This is a genomic window from Proteinivorax tanatarense, from assembly GCF_040267685.1.
Taxonomy (GTDB): Bacteria; Bacillota; Proteinivoracia; order Proteinivoracales; family Proteinivoracaceae; genus Proteinivorax; species Proteinivorax tanatarense.
This window is the reverse complement of sequence record NZ_CP158367.1, coordinates 1,416,072-1,434,309: the sequence shown is the minus strand read 5'-3', so window position 1 is coordinate 1,434,309 and position 18,238 is coordinate 1,416,072. Positions and strand designations below refer to the sequence as shown.

Sequence of the window (18,238 nt, the reverse complement as noted above, 5' to 3'; positions counted from 1 at the left end):
TTATTTTAAATGTTAATATCTACATACTTACCTTTATTTGGGTCTTTAAAAGTATCTTCTTCTGCATCTCTTGACTTTTTGTTATGATCTTTATTCCTGTATTTTTTGCTTTTTTTATCTTTAGAACTTATTGATGCTCCTTGGGCATTCTCCTGTTTTTGAACTGTTTTTAATTTCATTTGTGATAGCTGAACTGTTTGCTGCTGTAACCCTAATTGATTTAACTGTTCTCCATGGTTATTAAAAATTTTCGCTACTTTTCCACTTTTAGGAAGTAGCACCTGAAGGTCAATCGGTTTAAAACTCACAGCATTACCCCCTATCACTATTTTACTGATACTTCTCCATCATGTCCTAAGTAAAAGGTAGAGCTGCTGGATGTATCAGAAACCGTTCTTGATTTAGAACCTATTATTATTTTCACACCAGGGAAAACCTTTTCTTTAGCCTCAACGACGCCCTTTGACGCTTTTAACTTAGTAGCCACTTCATTATACTTTTCTGTTAATTCATCAACTTCACGTCTTAAAAAAGTTACAGTTGATTGAAATTTCTTATATAATTGTTCCTGTTCATTACTTAGACCATCTGGTGTTTGCTGTTTTGCATTTAATAACTTTAATGCTTGTTGAGATTTTTTCAAACTACTTTTCTTTTCTTGTAAAGTATCTGTCAATTCTGTGCATTTTTCCCGCAACTTTGGATCAACTCCAACTTCAATAGAGGTCTTAGTTGCTAAATTAGATCCTATAACTTTTGATGATATTTGCTTCCCAGCCCTAATAACACCGCCTACTATCAATCCCTTTCCTTCTAAAACTGTGACTTTTTCCTTGGCATATACATTACTGTGCATTATAGCATCTTTAACGATTATACTTTTAGAAGAAACTGTACAGTTTTCAATATACCTGGTTGCTACGATTCCCTTTGCTTCAATTATTCCTTTGTTTCTTCCCTGTATCCCACCACTAACTGTTAGATTCCCTTCGCAAAAGACTTTAGAGCTATCAACTATACCATTTACAGTTATATCTCCCTGAGCTTTTACCTCAAAACCATCCCTAACACTACCATTTACTACAACTGTACCTATAAAATCAATATTACCTGATGAAAAGTCTACATCTCCATTTATTTCTAAAACTTCAAAAACGTTAATATTCCCATCAACTAAAGATAACCGTCCATCAACTTGCGAGTAAATTAATCTATCATCAGGATTATATGAAATGTTTTTACCATTAGGTATCTTGGCTTCTTTACCATGAACTGGTGGAATTTCCTCTCCAAAAACATTGTATCCTACGACACCTTCTGTAGCGGGTATAACTTCTGCAATTGGTGTATCTTTTTCAATATTTGTTATTAAATTCAAATTGTAAAAGTCTACGCTACCATCTTCTAAAACAGCAGGATTTTTATCTTTTTTTTCCTCAATTAGAAATTTGAGATAGCCATTTTTCCCGTTTTCAGGAGGTTTACCCTGTCCAATCAGGATTTTTTCCAAACCTGTAGCTACAGATATCTCCTCTTTCACTTTAACTTCATCGAAATTATAAAACTTTTGACCTTTTATCTCATCAATTATTTCGTTAAGCTCCTCTTCAGCTAAATCTATTCCTGGATTTTTTAGTTCCAGATAAGCTTTTAACTTATCAGGAGAAACATTTAATTTGTATTTCACAGCTTCCTCCATGCTAATACCTCCCATATTTTTCTAAAATGACTTTTGGGCTTTGCTATATAATCGCCTCAGTCTAAGAACTGCCTTAGTATGAATTTGAGAAATCCTTGCTTCACTTAACTCTAAAAGCTTCGATATCTCTTTTAGCGTCAATTCTTCATTATAGTACAGATTTAGCACTAATTTTTCTCTATTAGATAGCTTATTTAAAAGCTCTGCTAAAGTCTTGTGCTGTTGGTCTAGAAGAAAAGCCTGATGGGGGGATAGCTGTTTTTCGTCTTCTATTGTATCTTTTATAGTAAGGGTACCTTCCTCTGTCGCAATAGGAGCATCTAGTCTGAGCACAACCTTTTGACCAGCATAGCGAATAAGTTTTTTAACTTTATCAACTGATACTCCCAAAGCAGAAGCAAGTTTTTCCTCGGTAGGAGCCTCTTTTGAAGTTGCCAGCTGCTCACAAGCCATTTCTAACTCGTTTATTCCTTTTAGAATATCTTTGGGCAACCATTGCTCCTTACGAATAGCATCTATAATTTGTCCTTTAACTCTTGGCGTAGCATATGTCTCAAATTTCACACCTAACTTTGGATTATATTTATCCATTGCTTCCAAAAGTCCTACAATCCCCAAACTAATTAAGTCTTCTTTGTCATAACTACCAATTTTATAACCAGTCCAAATTCTATCCACAACAAACTTAACAATATGCGAGTAGGCTTTTATCAACTCTTCCTTCGCTTCTGAAGAACCTTTATTAAAATTAATCCATAATTGATTATTGTCCATCTAGAGCACCAACCCTTAGATTATCTTTTCTTCACTACCTATAGCTCTAACAATAAGGTTGCAGCTGTCTATTTCAAATGTAATTGTTCTTCCTTTATTTCCACCTGTGTCTTCAGATATAACCTTAATTCCTTGTTTTGCTAACAAGTCTTTAACAGCCTTTACATTGCGCGCCCCTACGTTCATAATATCGCTGCTGTTACTAAAGGTAAACATTTGAGCCCCACCAGCTATCTTAGCTTTAAGATCATTACAGCCTTTTTCTTTGAGAGATTTAACTAAAAACTCTATTGCGGTATCTGCGTATTTCCCTACATTAAATTCTTTTACTTTTGTGTTGGCACTACTTGGTAACATAACATGTGCCATCCCACCTATTTTTAATTTTTTGTCGTACATGCATACTCCAACACATGATCCTAATCCAGTTGTTTTTAACAATGTAGGTGGATGAGTAATTTTTACTTCTGACATTCCTACTTTTAAAACTTCTTTCATTGCTTAACACCAAAATGACGCAACAGTTCATCTAAAGCATCAGGTTCAGGTAAGAATAAAAAGTTTCCCGAAAAGTCAATTCCATCCCTATTAAATGTGGTTTTAATAAGGAGAGCTTTTTCACCCATGTCACCTAACTGTGCTAAAGGAATATTAATAATTGCACCTGCCATATCAATTGCAAAAGCTGGCACTGAAGGGATCATTTTCTTTTGAGTAAAGTCAGATATAGCAGAAATGTACGCACCACATAATATATTACCAATCTCCATCAACATTGATTGGCTGTATGAATCTAATTCTTCCCAGCTAGCTGTTTCATCATTGCCCAAACTTTGTAAGATAAAGTCTACAGTTTCTAAGGGAAGCATCAACAGCATATTTCCTGGCAACGCTCCCTCTACTCTAAAGTACATAGCAGCAACTGCTGAATCTTCACCTACAAATTCAATTGCATTTTCAAAACCAACTAACTCAACTTCCGGTACATTTAACTCCACTCGGTTAGAAATTAATTTTGAAAATGCTGTAGCTGCATTACCAGCACCAATATTTCCAAGCTCTTTTAGTAGATCTTTTTGTAGGGGTTTTATTGAATTATTAAACACTATTGTCCACCTCTAGTCAGTAATTTCCTGCAACTTTACAATTTCTTCTTTTTTTAGAATCTCTTGCAAGTCAAGTAAAATTATTAGTCTTTCATCTACTTTTCCAACTCCTTTGATGAATCTATTGTCTATTGAATCAATTACAGAAGGTGCTGGCTCAATTTCTTCTTCATTTATGGAAATAACATCATTAGCGGAGTCAACAATTAACCCAACTTTAACCTCATCAATACTTACAACTATAATTCTTGTGTCATCACTATAATCTTTTTGTTCTAAACTAAATCTTCTTCTCAAGTCAATAACGGGAACTATGCTTCCCCTTAAGTTACAAACCCCTTCCACAAAATCAGCTGTCTTAGGAACATTAGTAATTTCGAGCATTCTTTCTATTCCCTGAACTCTTAGAATATCGATACCATAACTTTCCTCACCTAATTTAAATATTACAAATTTTTGTTCTTGTTGTGTTGACATACTGTGCTACCTCCTTTAATTAAATAGAGTATTTGTATCTAAGATTAACATTACTTTTCCATCACCTGAAATTGTTGCTCCTGAGAATCCAGTGACATCACTAAGAAGTTGTCCTAAAGACTTAATTACAATTTCTTGTTGACCAATTAAATCATCAACTAACAATCCTAATTGCTTGTCTCCTTTTTTTACAATGACTAAAGAAACTTGTTCTGAATCTTTGGTAGCTTTTATATCTAGCACTGATGACAGATTAACTATAGGCAGTACATTACCTCTAAACATGAAAACTTCCTGTCGTCCAACTTTTTGTATCTCTTTTCTATTTATAGCAGCTGTCTCCACTACGGAGCTTAATGGAATAGCATATGATTCTTTACCAACTTTTATTAGTAATCCCTGAATGATTGCTAGAGTTAAAGGAAGATGAATAATAAATGTGCTTCCTTGTCCTTTTTGAGTGGATAACTCTATACCTCCACCTAAAGACTCTATAGAAGTTTTTACAACATCCAAACCCACACCTCTGCCAGATAAATCTGTTACCGCCTCAGATGTGCTAAATCCTGCTTCAAAAATCAGCTGTAGAATTTGATGTTCATCAAGCTGTTCTGCTGCTTCTTCGGTTATGACACCTTTTTTGATAGCTGTCGTTTTAATTTTTTCAACATCTATTCCTTTACCATCATCCCGAACCTCTATAAAAACTTCATTTCCACTTTGATATGCCTTTAGTAGAATATTGCCTTCTATTGTCTTATTAGCCGCTTGCCTTCCCTCCGTACTTTCCAAACCGTGATCTATAGCATTTCTAATTAGATGGACTAAAGGATCCCCTATTTCATCAATTATTGTCCTATCCAATTCAGTTTCCTTACCAGTTATTGTTAATGACACTTTTTTATCTAATTCCTTCGCTGTATCTCTAACCATTCTTGGGAACCGATTAAATACTCTTTCAACCGGTACCATCCTTAGACTCATTACAACATTTTGTAGTTCAGTGGTTACTCGATGTAACCCTTCCAGACCTTCATTTATAAGTTGTTTATTTTCGTTCTCAGTACTTTCATTTAAACTTGTTTTAGTTATGACAAGTTCAGAAACCAAGTTCATTAAAGAGTCTAACCTTGTAGTGTCAACTCTGATGGTTGATACAGCTTTTACTTGTGTAGGTTTCTTTACCTCTTTTGAATTCTTATCCTTCTTTGCTTGTACACTTTCTTCACTTTTAGAAGGCCCTGTGCTTTCTCTTTCCGGTTTTGAATCCTTTTCTAAATCAGTTATTTTAATACTTTTAATTTCTGGTGTTTCTTCTAGTTTCAATATTTCAGATTTCTCAGATTTGGTTAAAAACCAAAAAGTAAAGTGATTTTCGAACTTTTCCTCCTCAAGTTCTTCTATTGAAGGTTGAGATTTAATTATTTCACCAAACTCATCTAAGTCCTTATAAATCATAAATGCCCTTGCTGATTTTAATAGACAGTTATCATCCAAAACAATGTCTAATTTATAAGTATTAAATCCATCTTGTTGCGCATTTTTTATAACTGTTTGATGATATTGATTAATGTCAGAGGCAGTTTCCGTTTGGTTAGAACTTGATTGTTTATTATTATCTCCGTCGATTTTTTCTAAAACACTTAAGTCTAACTCTGGTTCTTCACCGTTAGATAACTTAGTCAATCCATCTTGAAGAGTGTCAAATGCTAAAAACAAGAAATCTGAAATTTCTTCCGTTAATTGTCTTGAACCTGTTCTTATTTCGTCTAACAAGTTTTCAATCCCATGTGTTAAGTCTGCTATGGTTTGAAAACCCATTGTCGCAGCCATTCCTTTTAGCGTATGAGCGGCTCTAAATATTTCGTTAACTGCTTGTTTGTCATCTCTGTTGTTTTCAAGTTTCAAAAGGTTGTCACTGATAATCTGCAAGTTTTCTTCTGATTCTTCTAAAAAAATAGGTAAATAGTTATCCATTTCCATTGGTACACCCCCAATTAGCTTTTTAACTGCTTTTGTTTTGCAAATAATTGATAAACTTAATTAACTGTTTTTCAGTATCCTGGTTTATGTGTAAAAACTTAATTGCATAATAATTAGACTCATCCTTTTTTACTTTTCTTAAAACCTTTGCTAAAATTACTAATTGTCCATCCTGGGTTTCAAGAGCAAGTTCTATTAACTCGTTAATATCTAAAATAAAAGTAGAATAAAAAGATGCTCCTCCCCCACTGATATCATATAACAATCCCTCTTGCGAGCTTGAAGTAACATTAAGTGTAGTAGGGTCTAACTTTACATACTCAATTTTATGAGCCAAGCTTATTCTATAAAAACCTCTCTTTTCCATCATGACCACCTTTATCTTTTAAATAATGATGCAAGAAACCCTACCCGCTTTTTGGGATTTATATTTTGGTTACCAGTTAAATTGGCAGCCAATTTGCAAACAGATTTACTAGCAGGGCTAGAAGGATACTCTTTGACATAAGGCACTTGTTTTCTAACCGCATTTGTAACAGCTTTATCTTCTAAAATAAATCCTAAATATATTGGCTGTTGAGATAAAAACTTCTTAGAAACTGTTATTAGCTTTTTTCCAGTCAATTTACCTTCATGCTCTGTAGATGCTTTATTTACAACAATCTCTATTTGAACTTCGTTTGATTGATTATATAACGATTTAATCAAGGCATAAGCATCTGTTATCGCGGTGGGTTCCGGTGTAGTTAAAACTAACACTCTATCAGCAGCTAAACAAAAGTACGTAACATTAGAAGAAATACCAGCTCCAGTATCAAAAATTACATAATCATAAACTCTTAGTTTTTCCAGGTTAGTAGTAATTAAGTTTTTATCGCCTTTGCTTAATAATGAATCATCTGTTGATAGTTCTCCTCCCGCTATTAAATCTACATTATCATAAATATTCATAATCGCTTGGTCTAGAGAACAATCTCCTTTTAAAAACTGCATCAATGAGAACTTAGGGTATACTCCTAGGAGTAGATCTGTATTCCCTAACCCTATATCTACATCAATAATCAAAACTTTTTTTTCATTCTCTGCCAACGAACATGCCAGATTAACAGAGGTATTACTTTTGCCAACTCCACCTTTTCCACTAGTTATGGTAATTATCTCAGTTTCGCTTTTTTTGTTGCTATTTTGTACTGTATTAAAGGGTTTACCTCGAACTAATTCGCGAAGTTTTTGGGCTTGGTCCATCTATTTGTCACCTTCTAAAACTTGTTCAACAACATGTTCACAGCAACATTTTGTTATATCATCGGGTACACTTTGACCAGTGGTTAGATAATAAATAGGTAATTTAAATTCACAAATTAAGTTATATAAATTTCCATAAAAGTCAGCTTCATCTGTTTTGGTTACAATGAACCCTTGGGGTTTAAAAAAGCTATATGCTTCAAAAATCTTTTTTTGTTGCTCAAAAGATACATTAAGGCTTACAACTAGTAATGTAAGATCTACATTATGATAGTCAAAATACGATTTTTGCTCTTCAAGCTGCTCTTGATTTTTATGGCTACGCCCCGCTGTATCGATAAAAACATTATCTTTATTAGCCAACTCTCGCATTTTTTCTTTAAACTGTGAATGATTATATGCTACTGTAACAGGCACATCAATTATATCCCCATAAGTTTTTAGTTGTTCGGTAGCTGCAATGCGATAAGTATCTAAGGTGATTAAGCCTATTTCATTACCTTCAGCAACTACTGCATTTGCTGCTAATTTTGCAATAGAAGTTGTTTTGCCCACACCTGTTGGTCCTACTAAAGCTATGGTGCTTTTATCAAAAACTGATGACACTTTGTTTTGGGTTGCCTTAATTTTATTCTCCATTAAAATTTTTAGTTCATCCTTTAAGTTGCAGGATGAGCTTTTATTTATTTCTGTTAACTCCACTATTAAATCATAGGCAATTTGTTTTTGAACACCATTTCCAACTAAAAAATTAAATAATTGATTATACTCACCAAAGAACTGATCATTAGAAGTATTTTTGTTTTCACTTATTAATTTCGCAATCAACTCGTTATTTTCCTGCAATTCTCTTTTTATTTCTTCATAATCTACTGATTTTGAATTTTTATGCTGAACTTTTAACTGTGGTTGCTGTGGTTGTTTAGGTTGATACTTTGTTTTGCCGTCTAAAGCGGCTAGAACTTCAAAGTTTTTTTTGCCAAAAAAACCTTTAAGTCCAGGAGCTTTTACTTTGTTAGTTTGTACAATAATAGCATCCTTACCTAAATCACGAAGAATCATCGATTTTGCTTCTGATAAACTACTTACATTGTATTTGCGAATTTTCATAGTTTTACCACTCCTACAGCCTGGATATCAAGTTTATTGTCCAGTTCATTAAATGAAAAAACAGAGACATGAGGGTAGTTACTTTCTATAATTTTTCTAAAATAAAGTCTAATCAATGGTGCAGTTAACACAACAGGTTGGTAACCTTTGGCTAGTAAATCCTCATAAGTGGTGGAAAAATTATTAACGATACTTTGCGTATTATCGGGGTCTATTGAAAGGTAATTACCCTGATCAGTTTGCTGAATAGAATCATTAATAAGTTGTTCCAATTGCGGGTCCAAGGTGATAACTGGAATTGGTGAGCCTAGCTCTTTTACTAAGTTTGATATTTGTCGCTGAAGACCCTGTCTTGCATATTCTGTCAACATATCAGGATCCTTTGTTATTGGAGCATAGTCTGCTAACTGCTCTAAAATCGTGATTAAATCTTTAATACTAATTCCTTCATTTAGTAAGTTACATAATACCTTTTGAACATCACCTATACTTAGCTGATTGGGAACTAGTTCATCGACAACTGCACTATTAGTCTTTTTAACATTATCTAAAAGAGTTTTAACTTCTTGGCGTCCTAACAATTCATGACCGTGCTGCTTTATTACTTCGGTTAAGTGGGTTGCAATTATTGAGGGAGGATCAACAACTGTATAGCCCAAAGTTTCCGCTTTTTCTCTATCGTCGGTATCAATCCAAAGTGCAGAAAGACCGAAAGATGGTTCTACAGTCTCTTTACCATCTATTGCTTCAGTTGCTGTTCCAGGATCCATAGCCATCAACTTCTCAGGTTGAATCTCGGCCCTAGCTACTTCAGCACCTTTAATTTTAATAACATACTCATTAGATGGCAATTGTATATTATCCCTTATTCTGACAATAGGTACTACAAGCCCTAAATCCATAGCACACTGTCTTCTAATCATTACCACCCTATCAAGTAAATCCCCTCCCTGCTCAGCATCAAAAATTGAAATTAAGCCATATCCAAATTCTAACTCTAACGGATCAACTTGAAGAAGGTTCAGCACAGATTCTGGTTTTGCCTCTTCTAAATCATCACTGGCCGCAGCAGACTGCTCCTGAGCTAGAAGCTGTTCTTCTTGCTTTGCTTGTGATCGTCGTGATAGGAAACCTGCTACAAAAAATAAAATAGAGATTATTAAAAAAGGGACAGCAGGTAATCCCGGTGTTATGGCAAAAACCAATAACAGCGCTGCAATTATATATGTAACTTTAGAGTTAGAGAATATTTGACCAATAAAGTCATTGCCTAAAGTATCTTCTGATGCTGCTCTTGTAACTGTTATACCGGTTGCTGCAGAAATTAAAAGAGCAGGGATTTGACTTACCAATCCGTCTCCTACGGAAAGTAACATAAAGGTATTCATAGATTCTTGAAAATCTAAACCATGACTAACCATACCTATAACAAAGCCAGCTCCTATGTTAATCAGTGTAATTATAATTCCTGCTATGGCATCTCCTTTAACGAACTTACTAGCTCCATCCATTGCACCGTAAAAATCCGCTTCCCTCTGGATGTCTTTTCTTCTCTTTTTTGCTTCCTGTTCTGTAATTAGTCCTGCATTTAAATCAGCATCTATAGCCATTTGTTTCCCAGGCATGGCATCTAACGTAAACCTAGCCCCAACTTCCGCTACCCGTTCTGCACCTTTTGTAATTACAATAAACTGTATTATTACTAAAATAACAAAAACAATAAATCCTACTATTGCATTACCACCAACAACAAAATCACCAAAAGCTTCTATAACCTGTCCAGCATCTGCTTCATTTAATATTAGCCTTGTGGAAGAAACATTTAAAGCCAATCTAAACAAGGTTGTTATCAGCAAAACAGAAGGAAATATAGCAAATTCAAGAGGCTCTTTTATTTGCATCGTTGTCAATAAAATAGTCAAAGCTAGTGATATATTTATGACTATTAAAATACTTAATAAGGTTGGGTGTACGGGTATTATCATCATCATAATTATCATTATTATAATAATGACAAAACCATATTCAGCTATTTTCATATATTTTCCACTCCTCAAGCTCTTAGAAATTACCAACATTCCCTTTTAATCTGTATACAAAAGCTAACACTTCTGCTACTGCTTTATAAAATTCATAAGGTATCTGCTCACCTATATCCACAGACTTATAAAGGGCTCTTGCAAGTTTTACATCCTCATACATAACTATATCTTCTTTTTCAGCTATTTCCTTAATTTTTTGGGCAACATGGTTTTTGCCTTTGGCTACAACTTTTGGAGCTCCTTTTGAGTTTTGATCATATTTTATAGCTATGGCAAAGTGGGTCGGATTTGTAATAACAACATCTGCCTTAGGAACATCTTGCATCATCCTACTCATAGCCATAGATCTTTGTTGTTCTTTTATCTTCCCCTTAACTTGAGGATCACCTTCTACTTGCTTGTGTTCATCTTTTACTTCTTGTTTACTCATTTTTAAATTTTTCTCAAACTCAAACCATTGAGATATATAATCTATTATAGCTATTAATATCATCGCTGCCCCCGAAAAGAGAGCTATCTTTGTAGTAGTACTGCCAATATGAGAAACACCCACTAAAAAATCTACTTCCCACAATACATATATCTGATCAAAAAATCTTTTTAATAACAAATAAACTATTGAACCAATAAATCCAACTTTCAATAAAGATTTAACTAGCTGGATTATTGCTTTTTTAGAAAATATTTTTTTGGCACCTTCTATAGGGTTTAGCTTAGACAGCTTCATCTTAAGCGGCTCTGCAGTCAGTAAGAAGCCTACTTGCAAATAATTTGTTAAAATACCCACAATAATAATCCCTATTGCTATAGGAGCAAACATTATTATTCCTTCGATAATCATGTTTGCAATTATCTGATAGGCAAAAATCGGTTCAAGTGTAGTATGAAAATACTCAGTTAAACTCAGTTCCATAATTCCCACTATTCGCCCAAACATAATTGGAGTCCAAAAGTGTAAAATTGAAAAGGAGACTAGCAAAATAAACGCGGAGCTAACCTCAGGACTTTTAAGTACCTGTCCTTTTTTTCTAGCATCTTTACGCTTTTTAGGAGTAGCCTTTTCAGTCTTCTCTTGCGAAAATAACTGCAAATTAAACTTAAAGTTATCCATTTCTTTTAACCGCCTAAAATAATTAAAAATTGTGTGATATTTTCCAGCAAATTCTGAAACAAATTTATAACTACGTTAATATAAAAAGGAAATACAAGTATCAATGTTGCGAGTCCTACAATTATTTTCAGAGGTATTCCAACAACAAATACATTTATTTGAGGAACTGTCCTAGCAACTAAACCCAGACCTATATTAACGCAAAATAAAGTGCCGATAATAGGAAGTCCTATATGAAGACTAATCCAAAACATTTCAATAAACAAACTAAAAATAAAAGGGTATAACCCTTGGGGCAACTCAACTTGTCCTAAGGGCATTACCTCTAAACTTTTGAATAGGCCTGCAATAAGCATATGATGTCCATCAATCTGCAAAAAAAGTAACAACGCTAGCGTATACTTGAAATTACCAATTAAGGGTATGGGATTCCCGTTTTGAGGATCAATTACATTAGCAATACCAAACCCCATTTGAACGTCTATAAATTGCCCTGCAAATTGTAAACAAGAAAATATCAGTATACTTATATATCCAATAACTAGCCCTATTAACAGCTCTTTTATCACCAGTATAAAAAGAGCAAGTCCTACCTCATCAAGATGAATACCAGCATTTTGACTTGGCAAAACTATTATTGAACAAAAGAAAGCAAAACCAACTTTTAAAATATTGGGAGTGTTTCTTGCACCAAATATCGGTGTCCCTAAAAACAAACCACTAAAGCGTACTAATAGTAGAAGAAAAGTAATGAATTTTTCATCAATAAGTTGTAAAATTTCCATATTTACTGCCCCACTATTGTAGGAATCATGCTAAACATCTCTACTGCATATTCAACTAATAGAGTTAACATCCAGGGACCAAATATCAAAACCGCAAGCAAAACTGCTACAATTTTAGGTATAAATGCCAACGTTTGTTCTTGTATTTGTGTAGTAGCTTGAAAAATACTCACAGAAAGACCCACCGCTAGGGCTAGACCTAGCATTGGAGCTGCTATAAGCAATATCATAATAAGTGCTTCACGACCCAAATCAATGACTAGTTCTGGACCCAATTATTTCATCTCCTTTAAAAACTTTGAAGTAAAGAACTTATAACAAGGTTCCACCCATCAGCTAAAACAAACAATAATATCTTAAAAGGTAAAGAAATCATTACTGGCGGAAGCATCATCATACCCATTGACATAAGTGTACTGGCAACAACCATGTCAATAACCAAAAAAGGTATATAGATTATAAACCCTATGGTAAAGGCTGTTTTAAGCTCACTTATTGCAAAAGCTGGTATTAAGACATATGTGGGAACCTCACTTTGATCATTTACTTCCTCTATATCTGAAAAATTAATAAATAGGGCTATTTCCTTTTCTCCTGTTTGATTAAACATAAAGCTACGTATAGGGTCCATTGCAATTTCCAAGGCTTCGTTTTGCTCTAATTCCCCTTCTAAATAAGGTTGCAATGCATTTTCATTTACCTCTCCCCAAACCGGAGCCATAACAAAAAAAGTTAAAAATAAAGCTAATCCTACTAACACCTGGTTTGGTGGCATCTGCTGTGTCGCTAATCCATTCCTAACAAAGGATAGTACTATAACTGTTCTAGTAAAAGATGTCATCAAAATTAATATTGCAGGTGCCAAAGATAATATGGTCAACAAAAAAAGTATTTGTAATGATGTGGAGATATCTTCAGGATCTTCTGCCTCACCAACATCGATGTTAATAGATGGGAAAGCGTGGGCTGTTTGTGAAGGTAAAATCAAGTTAATAAAAAAAAGTGCCATTAAAAATACAGCTATTATTAACAAGTGCTTTTTTGTCATTCCCCTTACTCTCCCTTAGAATTTGATTTCATCTTATTGATCTGCTGCATTAAAGTTTCAGAAAATCCATCCCCAAAACTAGCTCCTTGTGTTGAATGGCTAATTTCTTTAATTAGGTCAACCTCTGAGGGATCATCTATTTCTTTGATTAATCTCACAGATTCACCTACACCTAATAAATAGTATTTTGACACAACCCTCACTAAATACAGCCCTTTATTTGGAGCTATAGATATGCCGTCTATAATCTCCATAGTATTATTAGAGGTAACGGACATCTTTTTATTTATAAACTTTATTAAAACTACAGCACCTACTATTAACGCAATTAAAATAATAATAACTAGCATTATTTGACCAAGATAGGCCCAGTAACTCATAATTTAATCTCCTAACTTAACGCTTTTTGAATTGCCTCTAGTACTCTCTCACCTTGAAAAGGTTTAACAATAAAATCCTTAGCTCCATTTTGAATTGCTTCTATAACCATAGCCTGCTGCCCCATAGCTGAACACATTACAACTTTTGCGCTGTCGTCTATTTTTTTAATTTCTTGCAACGCTTGGACACCATCCATTTCCGGCATTGTAATATCCATAGTAACCAAATCAGGTGTAAGCTCTTTGTATTTTTCAACAGCTTCTTTCCCGTTAGCTGCCTCTCCCACAACTTCAAATCCATTTTTTGATAGAATATCTTTAATCATCATTCTCATAAAAGCTGCATCATCTACAATAAGTACTGATTTACTCATTTTTCATACCTCCAAAATTATTGTAATTTTTTTACTCTTTCCATAGGTGTAATTATATTTGTTACTCTAACTCCAAAGTTTTCATTTATAACAACCACTTCCCCAGTGGCAATTACCTTTCCGTTTGCTAGAATATCCACATCTTCTCCAGCCATTTTTTCCAGTTCGATAATTGATCCGGAGCCTAATGATAAAATGTCTTTTATTTTCTTTTTTGTTCTTCCAAGTTCTACGGTTATTTCTAAAGGAACATCCATTATCAAATCAATATTTTTAGCTTCTTTGGAACTAGGCTGCTGAGACTCTAAATCTGAAAAATCTACTTTCTGATAATCTACAGTCTTTTGTGGCTTATCTTCAGGTAAAGCAAACTCACTATCTTTTTTGGGTTTCATTGTATCTTCTACCTCCTCTTCTTTATTCTCTTCAGTTTGAGGGGGAGTACTGGTTTGTGTATCATCAGACTGTTGATCGTCTTGTTCTTCTGATGATAAGTTAGAAATTAATTCATCAAAAAAATCTAAAGGGATCAACTGCATTATTACGCTATCGATTAAATCTCCGATAACCATTCTAAAAGCAACTTTTACCACCTTATCTTCTGATGAAAGAGCGCCGTTAATGTTTTCTTCTGACAAGTCTAATTTTTCTGTTTTCGGCGGTGAAATATTGATGGTTTTACCAAACATCGTTGACATTGAAGTAGCGGAACCACCCATCATTTGGTTCATCGCTTCAGAGACTGCACTTAGTTCCATCTCTGAAATTTCATCTTTAATGTTTTGACCATCCCCACCTAACATTAAGTCAGCAATAATTGAAGCATCTCTTTGTTCAATTATTAATACATTCACTCCCTCTAACCCCTCGGTGTAGTTAACCTCAGTTGTAATACAAGGCTTTGGATGGTCTTCGGCTATTTTCTTTTTAGTTGTTAACTCAACATATGGAGTTGTAATTTGAACCTTTTGATTAATCAATGAAGATAGGCTAGTAGCTGCCGCTCCAAGAGAAATATTACCAATTTCTCCTATAGCATCTCTTTCCCATGGCTTAATTTCAACTGTTCCGTCATCTTCCGTACCTGAGGACAATAGTGCGTCTATTTCTTCTTGTGATAATGCATCACTCATGTATTTCCAGCTCCTCTCCTTCGACCACTTCCGTAACTTGTACAGCTAGTCTATTTTTTTGTTTGCCAGGCTTTCCTTTATATTTTTCTTTTCCTTGTACTATTAGAGAAATAGGTTCTGTAATTGGTTTGTCTAGAGTAATTACATCCCCTTCCTGTAAACCAATAAATTCGCTAACAGTAATATCTGTTGAGCCTAGCTGTGCTTTCACCTCTAAACTTGTTTGGCTGAGTTTTTTTGTAATATCAGTTTTATTATCATAGTTAGTTGTGTCGGTTTGCGAAAACCAGTATCTAGAACTTAGCCGATCAACCAAATTTTCTAGTGATATATATGGAAGGCAAAGGTTCAAAAACCCCTCACTCTCTCCAATTACAACTTTTAAAGCAATAACAACTACTGTTTCATTAGGAGAGACAATTTGTAAAAACTGAGGATTAGTTTCTACTTTTATATTTTTGGGCTTTAAATCGCAGACATTGACCCAAGCATCATTTAATGCAGACAACATGTTATCTGTTGTCCTTCTCATTACCCTTTGCTCTATTTCTGTAAGGGCTCTTCCCTCTTTAAGTGTTTCTCCAACTCCTCCCATCAAACGATCTATAATAGAAAAAGTTATCGTTGGGTTTATTTCCATAAGAGCCTGTCCATCAGTCGCTCCAATCTGAAATAAGTTCATGACGGTTGGGTTTGGTACGGAACGGATAAATTCCTCGTATGTAGCCTGATCAACAGAGGCCACAGATATATCAACTACCGTCCTAAGGTTTGCAGACAAATAAGAAGTTATAAGGCGAGCAAAATTTTCATGGATCATTTGCAGAGTACTAGTTTGATCCTTAGAAAACTTATCTGGTCTCCTAAAATCATAAACCTTTACCTTTTCTTCTTTTTCTTTCTGTTTTGCTTCTTCTGCATCAATTTCTCCTGTAGATATAGCAGACAAAAGCGAATCAATTTCTGATTGTGATAAAATTTCAGACACTAGCTCACCCCCTTTAAGTCATTATCTATTGCACTATAAAACTCTTGAAATAGATATTTACTACCTCTCCTGTAATAAAGTGTTCAACACCTTCAGAAATATCTTCTTTAAGTTTTTGTTCCCATTCATCAGATTTCAAATCCTCAGTTTTGTGAGAACGAATTATAGTATTTATTTTATCACGTATTTGCACGTTGTGCCTATCAATTTCTTCAATATATTCTTCTTCTATTTCTATATACATTTCTGTGCGAACAACTCTATTTGAATCAGCTAGGTCTGTTATAAATTCACCTAAGTCTACAAGTTGTCCAGTTACCTCTCCGCCATCACTATCAGCAGGTTCAGGAGGAGCTATTTGCCAACGAGCAACTATATATGCTATTGAGGCGGCTAGAATTATTAATATCAAGCCAACTATTACCAAAAAACTCACACTTATTAACGTATTTTCTTTTTCCATTTAAATCGCTCCTTTACTGTGCCTCACTTTTTAAAATAACTACATTAACTCTCCTATTTTTTTGCCTACCTCGCTCAGTATCGTTACTAGCAATTGGATTGTATTCTCCATAACCAGTTGCACTTAACCTATGGGGCTGAATGTCGTTGTTTTGTTTTAAATATCTCACCACTGATATAGCTCTTGAAGCAGAAAGTTCCCAATTTGATGGAAATTCTATCGAGCTCTGAGGAACATTGTCAGTGTGACCTTCAACAGTGATGTAGTTATCAATTTCTGCTATCACCTCTCCAATGCTTGCTAAAATATCAAATGACTCTCCCCTTAAATCAGCACTTCCAGAGTCAAACAAAGTAGCATTGTCAAAGGTTATTTCAACACCTATAGGAGTAAAGCCTATAGCAACTTCATCTTCAAGTCCTTGCTGCTCTATAAGTTCTTGAACCTGTTCAAAAACATCTCTTAATTCATCATCTTCTTCACCATCATCTTGATCAGGCGGCAATAAGTTGTCTAAATTTTCTTCTGGATCAACAACTTTCCCACCATCTAATACTCCTGAAAAAGATTGACTTAAGGATTCTACTAATTGCTCAAATTTCTGAGCATCAATTGTAGAAAAAGAGTAAAGCATCACAAACATACATAGCACTAACGTAATCACATCACTATAGGTTAAAAGCCAATTTTGCTGATTACCTCCTGAATCATCTTGTCGCCTACGCCGCCTCATCGTCTTCAACTCCGTCAGGCTGTTCTTCGTTTAGTTTTTCTCTATCTTCAGGAGATAAAAATGCCTTAAGTTTTTCTTCTACAATCCTGGGATTCTCACCAGCCTGAATAGAAAGTAACCCTTCAATAACAACTTCTTTTAATAAAATCTCTTCATTACTTTTAACCTTTAATTTTCCTGCTATCGGTAAAAATATCAAATTAGCAAGCAGTACACCGTAAAAAGTGGTAATTAGTGCAGTAGCCAAACCAGGTCCTATTGCATCAGGGTTATCAAGGCTCCCTAGCATACTAATCAATCCTACAAGCGTTCCTGCCATACCAAATGCTGGAGAAAAAGTTCCCATAGTTTCAAAGATCCCTCTCCCCGCTCTATGTCTATCTTCTAAAAAAGAAAGTTCTGTTTCTAAAATATTTCTAACTAGTTCAGGATCTGTACCATCAACTACCAATTGAACTCCCTTTTTTAAAAAGTTATCGTCTACCTCATTTAAATCATCTTCCAGCGAAAGAAGACCTTCTCTTCTAGCTTTATCAGCAAATGATACTATAAGCTTGATAACTCCACTAGAAGACATATTTTGTTTGCTAAACGCAATTCTTATTGTTTTAAACATTAACTTTAATTGGCTAACGGGATAGCTAACAGTTGTAGCTGCTAAAGTACCTCCTAAAACAATTAATGCACCATCGATGCTCAAAAAAGCTTCTATAGATCCTTGTAAAAAAATCGCTGTTATAAAAAGTATAAACCCAATGATAATTCCTAGTATTGTGGATAAATCCAT

Annotated in this window: 22 protein-coding genes; all 22 read right to left on the bottom strand. The window is 34.4% G+C overall.

Annotation, left to right across the window (positions count from 1 at the left end; translation table 11 throughout):
- Nucleotides 1–5 precede the first annotated feature (5 nt).
- Genes PRVXT_RS07170 through PRVXT_RS07065 form a run of 22 tightly spaced genes read right to left on the bottom strand, consistent with a single transcriptional unit; the run spans nucleotide 6 to nucleotide 18,238 of the window.
- On the bottom strand, nucleotides 6–308 hold the full coding sequence (locus PRVXT_RS07170) for a hypothetical protein (RefSeq protein ID WP_350344978.1): 303 nt from the start codon (nucleotides 306–308) through the stop codon (nucleotides 6–8).
- 17 nt (nucleotides 309–325) lie between these two features.
- Entirely contained in the window at nucleotides 326–1,699 is a 1,374-nt protein-coding gene (locus PRVXT_RS07165; RefSeq protein ID WP_350344977.1) for a DUF342 domain-containing protein, read from the bottom strand.
- 21 nt (nucleotides 1,700–1,720) lie between these two features.
- Nucleotides 1,721–2,473: a sigma-70 family RNA polymerase sigma factor gene (locus PRVXT_RS07160; protein WP_350344976.1), complete on the bottom strand. Its 753-nt coding sequence runs from the start codon at nucleotides 2,471–2,473 to the stop codon at nucleotides 1,721–1,723.
- 15 nt (nucleotides 2,474–2,488) lie between these two features.
- Nucleotides 2,489–2,971, bottom strand: a complete 483-nt coding sequence (locus PRVXT_RS07155) for a chemotaxis protein CheD (protein ID WP_350344975.1) — start codon at nucleotides 2,969–2,971, stop codon at nucleotides 2,489–2,491.
- Nucleotides 2,968–3,579 carry a chemotaxis protein CheC gene (locus PRVXT_RS07150; RefSeq protein ID WP_350344974.1) on the bottom strand — a complete coding sequence of 204 codons (612 nt, stop codon included), beginning with the start codon at nucleotides 3,577–3,579 and terminating at the stop codon, nucleotides 2,968–2,970. Before PRVXT_RS07150 ends, PRVXT_RS07155 begins: the two co-directional genes overlap by 4 nt.
- 12 nt (nucleotides 3,580–3,591) lie before the next feature.
- On the bottom strand, nucleotides 3,592–4,056 hold the full coding sequence (locus PRVXT_RS07145; RefSeq protein WP_350344973.1) for a chemotaxis protein CheW: 465 nt from the start codon (nucleotides 4,054–4,056) through the stop codon (nucleotides 3,592–3,594).
- A 15-nt stretch (nucleotides 4,057–4,071) separates the two neighbouring features.
- Entirely contained in the window at nucleotides 4,072–6,039 is a 1,968-nt protein-coding gene (locus PRVXT_RS07140; protein WP_350344972.1) for a chemotaxis protein CheA, read from the bottom strand.
- A gap of 22 nt (nucleotides 6,040–6,061) precedes the next feature.
- Nucleotides 6,062–6,406: a PilZ domain-containing protein gene (locus PRVXT_RS07135; protein ID WP_350344971.1), complete on the bottom strand. Its 345-nt coding sequence runs from the start codon at nucleotides 6,404–6,406 to the stop codon at nucleotides 6,062–6,064.
- Between the two features lie 11 nt (nucleotides 6,407–6,417).
- A complete protein-coding gene (locus PRVXT_RS07130; protein WP_350344970.1) occupies nucleotides 6,418–7,284 on the bottom strand; it encodes a MinD/ParA family protein in 867 nt (288 codons plus the stop codon).
- Entirely contained in the window at nucleotides 7,285–8,394 is a 1,110-nt protein-coding gene (gene flhF / locus PRVXT_RS07125) for a flagellar biosynthesis protein FlhF (RefSeq protein ID WP_350344969.1), read from the bottom strand.
- On the bottom strand, nucleotides 8,391–10,433 hold the full coding sequence (gene flhA, locus PRVXT_RS07120) for a flagellar biosynthesis protein FlhA (protein WP_350344968.1): 2,043 nt from the start codon (nucleotides 10,431–10,433) through the stop codon (nucleotides 8,391–8,393). The genes flhF and flhA overlap by 4 nt, the downstream gene beginning before the upstream one ends.
- 22 nt (nucleotides 10,434–10,455) lie before the next feature.
- On the bottom strand, nucleotides 10,456–11,547 hold the full coding sequence (flhB, locus tag PRVXT_RS07115; RefSeq protein WP_350344967.1) for a flagellar biosynthesis protein FlhB: 1,092 nt from the start codon (nucleotides 11,545–11,547) through the stop codon (nucleotides 10,456–10,458).
- A 5-nt stretch (nucleotides 11,548–11,552) separates the two neighbouring features.
- Entirely contained in the window at nucleotides 11,553–12,332 is a 780-nt protein-coding gene (gene fliR / locus PRVXT_RS07110; protein ID WP_350344966.1) for a flagellar biosynthetic protein FliR, read from the bottom strand.
- A gap of 2 nt (nucleotides 12,333–12,334) precedes the next feature.
- Nucleotides 12,335–12,607, bottom strand: a complete 273-nt coding sequence (gene fliQ, locus PRVXT_RS07105; protein WP_350344965.1) for a flagellar biosynthesis protein FliQ — start codon at nucleotides 12,605–12,607, stop codon at nucleotides 12,335–12,337.
- Between the two features lie 14 nt (nucleotides 12,608–12,621).
- On the bottom strand, nucleotides 12,622–13,380 hold the full coding sequence (gene fliP / locus PRVXT_RS07100; protein ID WP_434064312.1) for a flagellar type III secretion system pore protein FliP: 759 nt from the start codon (nucleotides 13,378–13,380) through the stop codon (nucleotides 12,622–12,624).
- 5 nt (nucleotides 13,381–13,385) lie between these two features.
- Nucleotides 13,386–13,760 carry a flagellar biosynthetic protein FliO gene (locus PRVXT_RS07095; RefSeq protein ID WP_350344964.1) on the bottom strand — a complete coding sequence of 125 codons (375 nt, stop codon included), beginning with the start codon at nucleotides 13,758–13,760 and terminating at the stop codon, nucleotides 13,386–13,388.
- Between the two features lie 11 nt (nucleotides 13,761–13,771).
- Nucleotides 13,772–14,134, bottom strand: a complete 363-nt coding sequence (locus tag PRVXT_RS07090) for a response regulator (protein ID WP_350344963.1) — start codon at nucleotides 14,132–14,134, stop codon at nucleotides 13,772–13,774.
- Nucleotides 14,135–14,151: 17 nt separating this feature from the next.
- The gene (gene fliY, locus PRVXT_RS07085; RefSeq protein ID WP_350344962.1) at nucleotides 14,152–15,267 is read right to left on the bottom strand and encodes a flagellar motor switch phosphatase FliY; all 1,116 of its coding nucleotides are present in this window, start codon (nucleotides 15,265–15,267) and stop codon (nucleotides 14,152–14,154) included.
- The gene (fliM, locus tag PRVXT_RS07080) at nucleotides 15,260–16,255 is read right to left on the bottom strand and encodes a flagellar motor switch protein FliM (protein ID WP_350344961.1); all 996 of its coding nucleotides are present in this window, start codon (nucleotides 16,253–16,255) and stop codon (nucleotides 15,260–15,262) included. The genes fliY and fliM overlap by 8 nt, the downstream gene beginning before the upstream one ends.
- Before the next feature lie 25 nt (nucleotides 16,256–16,280).
- A complete protein-coding gene (locus PRVXT_RS07075; RefSeq protein ID WP_350344960.1) occupies nucleotides 16,281–16,718 on the bottom strand; it encodes a flagellar basal body-associated FliL family protein in 438 nt (145 codons plus the stop codon).
- A gap of 13 nt (nucleotides 16,719–16,731) precedes the next feature.
- Nucleotides 16,732–17,451, bottom strand: a complete 720-nt coding sequence (locus tag PRVXT_RS07070; protein WP_350344959.1) for an OmpA family protein — start codon at nucleotides 17,449–17,451, stop codon at nucleotides 16,732–16,734.
- Nucleotides 17,438–18,238: a flagellar motor protein gene (locus PRVXT_RS07065; RefSeq protein WP_350344958.1), complete on the bottom strand. Its 801-nt coding sequence runs from the start codon at nucleotides 18,236–18,238 to the stop codon at nucleotides 17,438–17,440. The genes PRVXT_RS07070 and PRVXT_RS07065 overlap by 14 nt, the downstream gene beginning before the upstream one ends.